This is a genomic window from Holophagaceae bacterium, assembly GCA_016720465.1.
Lineage (GTDB): Bacteria > Acidobacteriota > Holophagae > Holophagales > Holophagaceae > JANXPB01.
This window is the reverse complement of sequence record JADKKO010000002.1, coordinates 217,922-229,009: the sequence shown is the minus strand read 5'-3', so window position 1 is coordinate 229,009 and position 11,088 is coordinate 217,922. Positions and strand designations below refer to the sequence as shown.

11 protein-coding genes are annotated in these 11,088 nt (G+C 65.6%); 3 read left to right on the top strand and 8 right to left on the bottom strand.

Going from position 1 to position 11,088, the window contains the following annotated elements:
- Positions 1 to 17 precede the first annotated feature (17 nt).
- The 4 genes from IPQ13_05365 to IPQ13_05350 all read right to left on the bottom strand — a co-directional run bounded on the left by IPQ13_05365 (position 18) and on the right by IPQ13_05350 (position 3,984).
- The gene (locus IPQ13_05365) at positions 18 to 548 is read right to left on the bottom strand and encodes a hypothetical protein (GenBank protein MBL0210327.1); all 531 of its coding nucleotides are present in this window, start codon (positions 546 to 548) and stop codon (positions 18 to 20) included.
- Between the two features lie 7 nt (positions 549 to 555).
- Positions 556 to 1,173, bottom strand: a complete 618-nt coding sequence (locus IPQ13_05360; GenBank protein MBL0210326.1) for a rubrerythrin family protein — start codon at positions 1,171 to 1,173, stop codon at positions 556 to 558.
- Between the two features lie 145 nt (positions 1,174 to 1,318).
- Positions 1,319 to 2,692, bottom strand: a complete 1,374-nt coding sequence (locus IPQ13_05355) for a sigma-54-dependent Fis family transcriptional regulator (protein MBL0210325.1) — start codon at positions 2,690 to 2,692, stop codon at positions 1,319 to 1,321.
- On the bottom strand, positions 2,689 to 3,984 hold the full coding sequence (locus IPQ13_05350; protein ID MBL0210324.1) for a hypothetical protein: 1,296 nt from the start codon (positions 3,982 to 3,984) through the stop codon (positions 2,689 to 2,691). The genes IPQ13_05355 and IPQ13_05350 overlap by 4 nt, the downstream gene beginning before the upstream one ends.
- Before the next feature lie 117 nt (positions 3,985 to 4,101).
- Here IPQ13_05350 and IPQ13_05345 point away from each other — a divergent pair, with 117 nt between their 5' ends.
- Positions 4,102 to 4,302, top strand: coding sequence for a hypothetical protein (locus tag IPQ13_05345; GenBank protein ID MBL0210323.1), 201 nt, complete (start codon positions 4,102 to 4,104; stop codon positions 4,300 to 4,302).
- 27 nt (positions 4,303 to 4,329) lie between these two features.
- Positions 4,330 to 5,232 carry a YihY/virulence factor BrkB family protein gene (locus IPQ13_05340; protein MBL0210322.1) on the top strand — a complete coding sequence of 301 codons (903 nt, stop codon included), beginning with the start codon at positions 4,330 to 4,332 and terminating at the stop codon, positions 5,230 to 5,232.
- Between the two features lie 5 nt (positions 5,233 to 5,237).
- On the opposite strand, the gene IPQ13_05335 is transcribed toward IPQ13_05340, so the two are convergent.
- From IPQ13_05335 to ysxC, 4 genes are all read right to left on the bottom strand, one after another.
- A complete protein-coding gene (locus IPQ13_05335; protein MBL0210321.1) occupies positions 5,238 to 6,809 on the bottom strand; it encodes a sigma-54-dependent Fis family transcriptional regulator in 1,572 nt (523 codons plus the stop codon).
- A 67-nt stretch (positions 6,810 to 6,876) separates the two neighbouring features.
- Entirely contained in the window at positions 6,877 to 7,560 is a 684-nt protein-coding gene (locus tag IPQ13_05330) for a hypothetical protein (protein ID MBL0210320.1), read from the bottom strand.
- Positions 7,561 to 7,624: 64 nt separating this feature from the next.
- Positions 7,625 to 8,716 carry a branched-chain amino acid aminotransferase gene (locus IPQ13_05325; protein MBL0210319.1) on the bottom strand — a complete coding sequence of 364 codons (1,092 nt, stop codon included), beginning with the start codon at positions 8,714 to 8,716 and terminating at the stop codon, positions 7,625 to 7,627.
- Between the two features lie 223 nt (positions 8,717 to 8,939).
- Positions 8,940 to 9,530, bottom strand: coding sequence for a ribosome biogenesis GTP-binding protein YsxC (gene ysxC / locus IPQ13_05320; protein ID MBL0210318.1), 591 nt, complete (start codon positions 9,528 to 9,530; stop codon positions 8,940 to 8,942).
- Positions 9,531 to 9,931: 401 nt separating this feature from the next.
- Here ysxC and IPQ13_05315 point away from each other — a divergent pair, with 401 nt between their 5' ends.
- On the top strand, positions 9,932 to 11,068 hold the full coding sequence (locus IPQ13_05315) for a hypothetical protein (protein ID MBL0210317.1): 1,137 nt from the start codon (positions 9,932 to 9,934) through the stop codon (positions 11,066 to 11,068).
- The last annotated feature ends 20 nt before the right edge of the window (positions 11,069 to 11,088 follow it).

The following is an 11,088-nucleotide window of genomic DNA, read 5'->3' as shown; positions in this document are numbered from 1 at the left end:
GCCGGTAGGAGGTCCCCTCAATCCTCGTCGTGCCGTTCCAGGGTGGCTATGGGGGCATCGCCGGGAGCCATCAAGGCATGAACGCCGTGCTGGTGGACCAGGCGCCCGCCCTGGTGGGCGATCTGGGCCAGGAACCCCAGCGAACCCAGGAAGACAGCCAGGAACAGCGCATGGGCGGACCCGTGGGCCCATCTTGGCAGCTCGCGCTTCAAGGCCATGGGAATGAAGACCAGCGCGGCGAAGGCGAGCGTGAGCCCGCTGAAGACGCCCCGGGCCGCTTCGGCGAGATGTTCATGCCGCTCCAGGACGGCATTGATCTCGGGGCTCCGCTCGGCGAGTTTCCCCGCGGCCTCTCCGCTGGCGGCCGCGGCGAACACGCCCGCCGTGCCCAGGAACAGCATGATCAGGGCGGCGAAGGCCCAGACCCGGTGGCGGCGGCCCATCACGAGGGTCAACCCAAGGAACACGGGCAGGGTGAAGAGCAGGGCGATGGGGAAATGCACCAGCAATGGGTGGATTCCGGCCCAAGGGGGAAGCGCAGGGATCATGGGTGCCTCAGGCGATGGTCTGGAAACGGCTCTTGGGGGTGAACGAGGATGGGCAGCGCTCCGCCGGCAAGGTCATGGACGTCCAGCCGCAGACCGGGCAGACATAGAAACCTGCGCTGGCCCCCTTCCATCCTTCAAACTCCGCCAAAGCCTGTTTGTAGAGCTTGGCGTGCTCGATCTCCGCGTTCTTGGCCAGGTTCAGGGTCTGGATGGCATCGGCGTTGCCATCCTTGCGCGCCTTGGCCAGGAAGTCCGGGTACATGGTGTCCCGCTCGTAGCTTTCGCCCTTCAAGGCGGCTTGAAGGTTCTCACGGCTGGAAGCCACCTGCGGCTTCTTCACGTCAGCCTTGGGTTCAGCGCCCATGGACCGGATGATCTTGGCGTGGTTCGCCGCATGGATTTCCTCGGCGCGGGCGGCGGCCGCGAAGAGGCTCGCGACTTTCTTATAGCCTTCCGTCTTGGCCTTCTCCGAGTAGGCGAGATAGGTGGCGTGGGCGTTGGACTCGCCGTTGAAGGCGGTCTGGAGGTTTTCCAGGGTGCTCTTCGCCGTGGTCGGCGCTGCGGCGGGGAGGGTGGAGGGAACCGATGCCAGGATGGCAAGGACGGGGATGGTGATCAGGCGCATGATGGATCCTTTCGATGCGGGACTTAGCCCTGGCCTTGGAAAAGCATCCTCCGTGCCGAAGCCGGAGAACAGCGCCCTGCCTGGTTTTGCGTCTCCTTGAGGGCTCCGCGAAGGGGGCCTTTCGTTCAAACCCTTGAACAATCCGTCAGGATTCTCGAACGCGCCGCCGGACTTTGTAGTGCAGATCGCTCCGCGAAATACCGAGGCGCCGGGCGGCCTCCGCCTGGACCCCGCCGCTCTGGGCCAGGGCGCGTTCCAGCAAAGCCCATTCGAGATCGGCCATCACCACCGGCAATTCCACGGCGGAAGGAAGGGAGTCCACGTAGGCATCAAGCCCCCGGGCCTTGGGAGCCCAGACCCCGCCGAGGGGAAAATCTTCGGGGCCGATGACCTCGCCCGTCGCCAGGATGCAGGCCCTCTCCAGGAGATTCCTCAATTCACGCACATTCCCGGGAAAGGGGTAGGAGGCCAAGCGCTCCAGCGCCCCATCCCCCGGTGTCCGCAGGGGAAGGCCCATCTCGCGGGATGCTTTGGCCAGGAAGTGGGCCACGAGGAGCGGGAGATCCTCCATGCGCTCCCGGAGCGGGGGAACCCGCAAGGGAAATACCGCCAGCCGGTAGTAGAGGTCCTCCCGGAACTGCCCTTCCTGGACCCGCGCTTCCAGGTTCCGATGCGTGGCCGCAAGGACCCGCACATCGACTTTCCGGGTGGTGCGGCTGCCCACCCGCATCACCTGCCCGTCCACCAGCACCCGCAGCAATTTCGCCTGCAGGGATGACGGCATCTCGCCCGCCTCATCCAGGAACAGGGTTCCGCCATGCGCCGTTTCGAAAAGTCCGGGCCTCGCCCGGTCGGCACCCGTGAAAGCGCCCTTCTCGTGGCCGAACAGCTCGCTTTCCAGCAGGTTTTCCGGCATGGCCGCGCAGTTCAAGGCGACGAAAGGCCCACCGGACCTCGCGCTTCGGGAATGGATGGCGCGGGCCACCAGTTCCTTCCCGGTGCCCGTCTCCCCTGAGATGAGCACCGTTGCATGGGTCGGCGCCACCCGCTCGATGGCATCGAGCAGTTGCATCATGCCGCGGCTCCGCCCCAGCAGTTCCCGGCCCCGCTCCACGCGCCCCGCTTCATCCTTGAGCAGGCGGTTCTCCCGCAGCAGGCTGCCATGGGTGAGCGCCCGCCGCACCGCGGCCTTCAGCCCGTCGGGATCGAAGGGTTTGGGGATCACATCGAAGGCGCCGAGGCGCATGGCCTGGACCGCCAATTCAATGCTCGCGAAAGCGCTCAGCATGAGCACCGGCACGGTCTCGTCGACCCGCCGGACGCATTCGAGCACGTCCAGGCCTTCCCCATCGCCGAGTTTCTGGTCGGTGATGACGAGATCCGGTATTTCGCGGGCCAGGCTCCCCCTCGCCTCCGCAAGGCTGACGGCCTCCGAAACGGAATGGCCTTCCTCCTCCAACAGGAGACGCACCAGCCGCCGGAGGTTCGCCTCGTCGTCCACCAGCAGAATCTGGTTCACGTCGCCCCCGATGTCCGGCCGATGGGCAGATCCAGCGCCAGCCGGACCCGCCCCTCCTGATTATCCTCCAGAACCAGCTCCCCGCCGTGGGCCCGCGCGATGGAACGGGTGATCGCCAATCCCAGGCCCGTCCCCATGGGTTTCGTGCTTTGGAAGGGCTCCCCTAGCCGCTGGGCGATTTCCTGGGGAACCGGGGCTCCCGTGTCTTCCACCCAAAGGCGGATTCTCCCGTCGGCCGGCTTGCCTCCCATGCGGATGCGCCCGCCTGAGGGAGTCGCATCGATGGCGTTGACCAAAAGGTTCAGCAGCGCCTGCTGGATCTGGAAGGGATCCAGCTCGGCCTCGGCCGCTTCCACCGGGTCAAGGAGCAACTCGATCCCTTCCTCCTGCGCGCGGTGCCGGGCCAGGCCCCAGGCGGCTCCCAGCGTGGTGGCGAGCGCCACTCGCCGGAACTCAGGAGGCCGCTGCCGGGCATAGGACAGGAAATCCTCGGTGAGCCGCTCCAGGCGCCGGGATTCCTGGGCGATGATCCCCAGACATTCGGCCCGGGCCTCCACCGAAGCCTCTGGCCTGCCGGCGGCCGAGGCCGAGCACGCGATCATCGTCACGGGATTGCGGATCTCATGGGCGATGGCGAAGGAGAGTTTCCCGATGGCGGCCAGGCGCTCTTCCTTCACCAGCAGATCCCGCGCGTCGGCGAGATCCGAGAGGCTTTGATGGAGCGCCTCCTCCCGGTTCCAAAGCTGGTGGGCCAGGAGGCGCACGACCCCCGCCACCAGGATGAAGATCAGGGCCACGGTGGTGGCTTCGAAGTATTCCACCAATTGTCCCTGCGGAAGGATTCCCACGGGAATCCAGACCTGGAGGACTGTCAGGCCCGTCACCACCGCCACCGCGAAAATCAGCCAGGGGAGGCGGAACCAGAAGGCGGCGGCAATGACCGGAATGACCAGCAGGACTACATGGTGGCTTTCCTGCCCGGAGCCGAGTCCGGACAGGAGGGAAGCGAAGGCGATGTGGGCCGCCACGGTGAACGCCGCATAGGCTTTCGTCCCCCTCTGCCCCAGTTCCACCGGGGGCCTCATCAACAAGGCCAGTTCGCCGAGCTGCATCAGGAACCTAGCCGATAGGGCGAGGGCGCCACCCAGGCTGAGGGTGCCCAGGACAGGCCTGAAGACCAGGTGGAGCACCAGGAGCCCCAGCATCACGCCAAGGTTGAGCAGGATGAGCACCCCGTTTTCCCGGCGGAACGCGGTGAAGTCCATGGGCGGTGGCAGCGTCCGGTCTCTCATTCCCGCAGGATCCTATGGTTGCGCAGTCGCGTGGGGCACAGTTTGGCTCCGGCGGCCGGAGTGCGCGGAGGATTGTAACCACTCCTCTTCGGTCCAGCGGGCTGGTAGCCTGGAACCATGCGTTTTCTCTCCAGCCACGTCATCCATTTCTTCCTCATGGGCCTCGGCATTTCCGTGGTGCTTGGGATGATCACGCCGACGACCCGGCCCGAGAGAACGCGCATGAGCATCCTCAAACATCTGGGCGGGTTGGTGGGCATCGGGCTGGTGCTGGCGTGGGTGATGTACCTGCTGCCGCGGCACCCCGTCCGCTTCTAGGCCATGCTGGAGGCTTCGCGCGACCGGGTGGACGCCCTTGTGCGATGGGTTTCCAAGCGGGCGGAGGCGCTTTGGAAGCTGCTGGCGCGGCGGTTCCCCCGCCTCGGCAGGGTGGGCCAGTTCGCCTGGGAAGTCGGCAAGAAATACAATGTGGACGACTGCTTCAGCTACGCCGCCAGCCTGTCCTTCTGGCTCATCGTCAGCCTGGTGCCCCTGACCACGCTGCTGTTCAAGCTGCTGGGACTCATGCTGGGATCCAAGGCCTATGGCAAGGCCCTGTTGATGGTGCTCCTGAACGTCTTCCCCTATCTGCCGATGGAATTCGTGCGGGATACGATCCAGAACAGCCAGAAGATCGGAACCATGGGCTTTTCCTGGGCCGTGCTCATGGTGGGCGGCCTCTGGTGCGTGAACCAGCTCGACACCAGCCTGGCGCACGTGTTCGGCATCCGGGTCCGCAAGCACCGCCAGACCCGGCGCTTCCACCTGGTGCGCCGGGCGGCGCTGGTGGTGAGCGCGGTGATCCTGCTGGCCATCTTCGTGGCCCTGCTCACCGGCAGCTTCCTGGGCAACCTCATGGGCCTGCCCAGGTCCGTGCTGCTGCCCATTCTCACCCCGCTCCTGGGGATGCTGGTGGTCACGATGATCCTCCAGCATCTGCCGCGCTGCCATGTGCGGTTCCGGCATGCGCTGCTGGGAGCCTTCGTGTCCACCTCGCTCTGGTGGATCGCGAAGACCTTCTTCAGGATCTACCTGAGCCACACCCTCACCTTCGGCATCATGTACGGATCCCTGAGCAGCATCATCGCGGCCCTGATTTTCCTGTATTACAGCTGCGCGATCTTCCTGCTGGGCGCCGAGATCACGGCGGCCTTCTACCGCCACGAGACCGGCGCCTTCCAGATTCCCGCCGAACTGCGGAAATCCTGAGCGCTTCATTCCTCGTCTTTGTCCCGTCCCGCCGGCGGGATGCTGAATCCCTGGGCCCGGTATTCATTGAGCTTGTTGCGGACGGTGCGCAGCGCCACGCCTAGGATTTGCGCGCACCTGGTGCGGTTCCCCTCCACGGCCGCCAGGGTCGAGAGAAGCCAGAACCGTTCCAGATCGGGAAGGGGCAGGCCCAGCGGAAGCGCCACCGGTGTATCCAACGGAGCATTGGAGATCGGCGTCCTGGGGTCCCCGAACACGACCTCGCGTTTTGACTCCGGCGGTTCTCCGCGCCGCAGGGATGTTTGGGCGGACTGCGGTTCAAGCATCGGTCTGAACGGCCGTTCCGGAGGGTCGAGCGGAATGCCGGCCAGCACGTTGGCCGGCAGCAGCCAGGCAAGATCGTCCTTGGCGAGGTAGGAGGCTTTCGTCAACGCGGCGGCCCGCATCACCGCGCTTTCCAATTCACGCGCGTTGCCCGGCCACCCATGCCGGACCAGCGCCAGGTGGAAACTCGGGGCGAAGCGGAGAGCCGGGCGCGCATTGGTCCGGGAAAAATGCTCGGCCACATGGGCGGCCAGCATGGGCACGTCCTGCACCCGCTCGCGGAGGGGCGGGATCCGCACGGGCACCACATCCAGGAAATATCGGAGTTCTTCCTTGAAACGGCCCGCCCTGACTTCGGCCGTCAGATCCCGGGTGGTCAGCGCGATGACGCGGATATCCCGCGCGGGCGTGCGGCCGGCTCCGCGCTCCGGACGGTCCCGCAGCCTGCGCAGCAGCCATTCCTGTTGCGCGCTGTTCAAAGCGCCCACTTCGTCCAGGAGCAATGTTCCGCCATCGGCGCGGCTGAGCAGGGATGCTGCGTCCTGGTTGGCGGAAGCGCCGGCGGCGCTGCGGGAGTGCGGGCCGGCCGCATCCTCGGGATCGTCGATGTCCGGGAAGCCGTCGGAACCGGATCCCACTCCGCACCGGATGGCCACCCAGGGGCCGGCCTTCCGGTTCCCGGCCAGATGGATGAGCCTCGCCAGCCGCTCCGCATCCGAGCCCTGCTCGGCCTCGATGACCACATTGGCCCGGCTGTCGGCGGCCCGCCGCGCCCTGAAAAGGTTCTCTGCGTAGACCTTGTCCTGGGTCAGCATCACCAACCCATCGCCCCAGGCTTCGGCCTTGAGATGGTCGTCTCCCCGGATGGCCCGCCAGAGCGCAGCCACCAGGCTTTCCGGGCTGAAGGGTTTGACGATGGAGGCGAACACCTGCCCGAGGTGGGGATGTTCGACCGGATGGCCCACCGCGGGGGGCGTCAGCACGTGGAGGATGGGCAGGCCCGTGATGACCGAACTCAGCCGGCTGGTGAGCTGGAGGCTTTCGGAAACCACTTCCCGGCCCGGCTTCAGGGGCAGGTTCCATTTGACGCCGGACACCACCGCATCGAAAGCTCCCGGACGCGCCGCGTGCAAGGCCTCTTCACCATTGCGGGCCTGCTCCACCACGAATCCAGCGCGTTTCAGGCTGAATGCCATGCCGTCCCGGATGCCCGGTTCCTCGTCCACCACCAACACGCGCAACGAACTCGCCATGGCTTCGATTGCCCTTTCTGAACGGATCAACGGGTCCCTAACTCCATTGTTCCGGAATCGCTTGCCTTTAGGAAGTTTTTACCCGCCGCTTGAGAAACCGTTTGGGTCCGGGTTGGGTCGGAATTTCCCCACGCAAGGGATCACCATGGCGGCCGATGAGGAGGTAGAGCTGGCGGCGGCTCACGCCGAGCCTACGGGCAGCTTCTACCCGATTCCCAAAACTCCGGCGCAAAGCGCGGTGCAGCAGCATCCTTTCAAGTTCATGGAGGTGGGTGGCCAGATCTTCGGCCTCGGGGTTCCCCAGATCAGCCGGGGCCGGATCTTCCAGCGTCTCCGGCAATTGGCCGAGCAGTTTCCAGCGCACCAGGCGGTTCCGGAGCCCCCGGAGATTCCCCGGGCAGGGCAAGGCGCCCAGGGCCCGCGACACCGGATGGATGGACGCGGCGATCCCTTCCTCCTCGGCGAGTCCCGCCAGACAACCTCCAATGGCAAGTGGATCCTCCTCGAGGCTCTCCAGGCGCAGCACCAGGCACTGGCTTCCGTAGGCCGCGACGAGCTCCGACTCCGGCGATAGATGAGAGGCCAGGACCCCCTGTGGATTCTCCCGCAGCCAGCGGGACAGATCGGAGGCATCCGCGCGCTCCGCATCATCGAAACACGCCACCTGCCGGCGGTCCGCCAGGATCCGCGCCATGGTGCTCACGCCGCTGCCCAAGCCGCCAAAGACCCAGATCGGCTCAGGCCTCGCCACCAGAGCATCCAGGCCACCGCCCCATCGGGAGTAGCCTGGCAGGTGCTCCAGGGAAATCATAGAATCAGCAGACTTCGTGCATCCAGCCGTGGGTATCCGGCACTAGGCCGTGCTGGATATTGAGCAGCATGTCCCTCAATTGCGCTGCCACAGGTCCGGTTTCACCCCCGTTCACCTGCCAGTCGCCGCGCCGGGATTTGACCCGGCCGATGGGGGTGATGACCGCAGCCGTGCCACAGGCGAAAGCCTCGGTCATGCGGCCCTCCCTAAGGGCGGCGTCCCATTCATCCACCGTGATCTTGCGCTCTTCGGCGCCAAATCCCAGCTCCGAAGCCAACTCAAGAATGCTGCGGCGGGTAATGCCCGGCAGCAGCGTGCCCGTGAGCTCGGGGGTCACGACCACGGAGCGGCCGCCCTCGTTGTAGACGAAGAAGATGTTCATACCGCCCATCTCCTCGACATTCGAGCGGTGCACCGCATCGAGCCACACCACCTGGTCGCAGCCTTCGCTCCGGGCCTGTTTCTGGGCCACCAGGCTCGCGGCATAGTTGCCCGCGCATTTCGCGAACCCCGTCCCGCCAGGCGCGGCCCGCACGAAGTCTTCGCTGATCCAGACCGTGACGGGCTTCACCCCGCCGGCAAAGTAGGCGCCTGCGGGAGAAGCGAAGAGGATGAAGAGATATTCATGGGAGGGCCGCACCCCCAGCGCGGCATCCGTCGCGATCATCAGGGGCCTCAGATAGAGGCTTTCTCCGACGGCGGTGGGCACCCAGGCCTTGTCTTCGCGGATGAGCGCATCCGCTGCCTCCACAAAGACCTCTTCGGGCAGCTGCGGCATGGCCAGCCTTTCGGCGCTGCGGTTGAACCGTTGGGCATTGGCGAAAGGCCGGAAGGTCTTCACGCCACCATCCGGCTGGCTATAGGCCTTGAAGCCCTCGAAGATGGCCTGCCCGTAGTGCAGCACGGAGGAGGCCGGATCCATCATCAGCGGCCCATAGGGCTGCAGCAGGCCGCGCTGCCAACCATCTTTTTCCGCATAGCGGACCGTCACCATGTGTTCGGAAAACACTTTCCCGAAACCCGGATTGGCCATGCGGGCCTTGCGCTCGGCGTCGGAGACGCGGTGCTCGGCCGGATGGACATCGATATGGGACAGCACGGAGAGGGACACGAGGACTCCCTTTTCAAATAACCACCGGCGGAGAGACCGGCAGGAGAGGCGGAAACCGCCGGAGGGACTCTCGGGCGGGGTGGGCACATGACTACTTCAGCATGGCCGATCCCAAGAATTATTTCATGCCCTCCGGGGAAAAGCGCAGTCCATCACAATGCCGGATCCAGCCCCAAGTCCGTGGATCTGGAACTAAACGCCGCCGCCGTCAGAGATCCAGCAAATCCGCGACTTCGAAGCGGAGTTCCGGAACTCCAGTCCCCTTAGCAGAGCTCACCCAGGCCAAGTCGCCGGGCAGGAGGCCCAGCACCGCTGCCACGTCCTTGCGCTGTTTCAGGGCCTTGCTCGGTTTCACTTGGTCTGCCTTGGTCGCCACGATGCGGTAGGGCAATTCCATGGACCTCAGCCAATCGAGCGTCTGGAGATCCAGTTTGGTGGGGCCGACTTCCGCATCCACCAGGATGAAGACCATCCGCAGCGTTTTACGACCTGTCAAATAACCGCTGATCATCTGCTCCCACCCCGCCCGTTCCTTGGCGGGCCCGGTGGCAAACCCATAGCCCGGCAGGTCCACGATCCACCGGTCCTTCCCCGTCAGGAAGACATTGATGAGCCGCGTGCGGCCCGGCGTCTTGGACACCCGCGCCAGTTGCTTGTGGTTCGTGAGCGCGTTCAGGAGCGAGGACTTCCCCACATTGGAACGCCCGATGAACGCCACCTCCGCGTGGCAGACGCCGAGCTGCTTCATGTCGGAAGCGGAAATCAGGAAGCGAGCGTCGAACAGCGGTTGAGCCACCATTCGACCGTAGCATGGCGAAGGGAGAATAGGGCCGCATCCGCGCAGCGGGTGGCGGGGCGAAACCGCACGGCGGCCTCCGATGCGCCACCCGGATGAGGATCAATCGATGGATTCGCTCCGCTCGATTGTGAAAAGTTGTGAAGATCGTGGATATTCCTTGTGGCCGTGAATTCCGGGTGCTATCCGTGGTAGCAGATCCCGATCCATTTCCTGACAACCCGATCCCAAACCTTTAATGGAGGCACCATGAAGGCTCTGCTCTGCTTTGGTTTCGCCCTGAGTCTGGCCGCCGGCCAGCCGGGCACCATCACCTACGGCCCTGCGCCGGCCTCTCCCGTAAAACCCCAGGTGCTCGTGTATGTCCACGGTTGGAGCGCCGGACCTGGACTTCGGGCAACGACATGCCCAAACGCGCCAGCCAGGCGGGCTACCGCACGGCCTTCGTGGATCTGCATCCCGATCGGAGCATGTGGGACAACGGGACCCTGCTGGCCCAGGAGATCGGGCAGATCATGGCCCATTTCGGAACCTCCACCGTGACGGTGGTGGCGCACAGCAAAGGGGGCGTGGACGCGCAGACCTGCGCGGTCTACAACCAGATGGCGCCGCACATCTCCCAAATCATCACGCTGGGCACCCCCCACCATGGCACGCCCCTGGCTGATCTGGCCTGGAGTTCCTGGGCGGGTTGGCTGGCGGGCCTCATCGGCCAGAAGAACGAGGGCAACCGGGTGCTGCAGACGGGCTACATGACCTGGTACCGCAGCCAGACGGACGGCCGCCCCGAGGCCCGGAACATCCCCATGGCCACGGCCGGAGGCACCAAGGCCGGACCCTTCTTTTCGAAATACTATTGGGGCGGCTTGGCCATCAGCGGCACATCGGATGGCGTGGTGGGCCTCGCGTCCTCCCACAACCCAAACGAGCGGAAACGGCTTTTCGACCGCTCCTGGAACCACGGCCAGCTGCCTCTGGGCGCCAATGCCTGGAGCTACCTGCAGGCCCAGATCCCGGCCTACGGCCTCACCATGCAGGCCCCTGTCCGATTCACCGAGGACGAGTCCGCCGCCGTTCCCCCCCCGGAATCCGACCAGCCCCTGGATCGCATCTACCGGGGCGGGCGCACCGAATCCGGCCTGGCCAGCTTCACGGTGCCCGTGGACCCTGGCCAGCCCCTGGCGCATTTCATCCTGCAGACCTCGGCGCCCCCTTGGGCCGGGCCGATCCCCTCCCCCCCCGCCGCCCGGACCTGGCAAATCTCCTTCATGGCTCCAACGGAGGATTCCTATTTCTTCATGGCCCAATTCCCCGGAGACCGGCGCACGGTCAGCGCGGCGGAAGCGCGGGCAATGCTCAAAGGGATCCTTCCCCTCCGGCCCGAAATCGCCCAGGACCTGGGCCTCCGCAGCGAAATCCAGCGGATCGCTCCGCCAGCCTCTGGCCGCAACGAACCCGTCATCCTGAACCATGCCCTCACGCTGACCTGGCCGGACGGGCGGGAACGCAGCGTGATCCTCTCCGAACCGGAATTGCCTTGAACAAATAGGCCCGGGGCCGG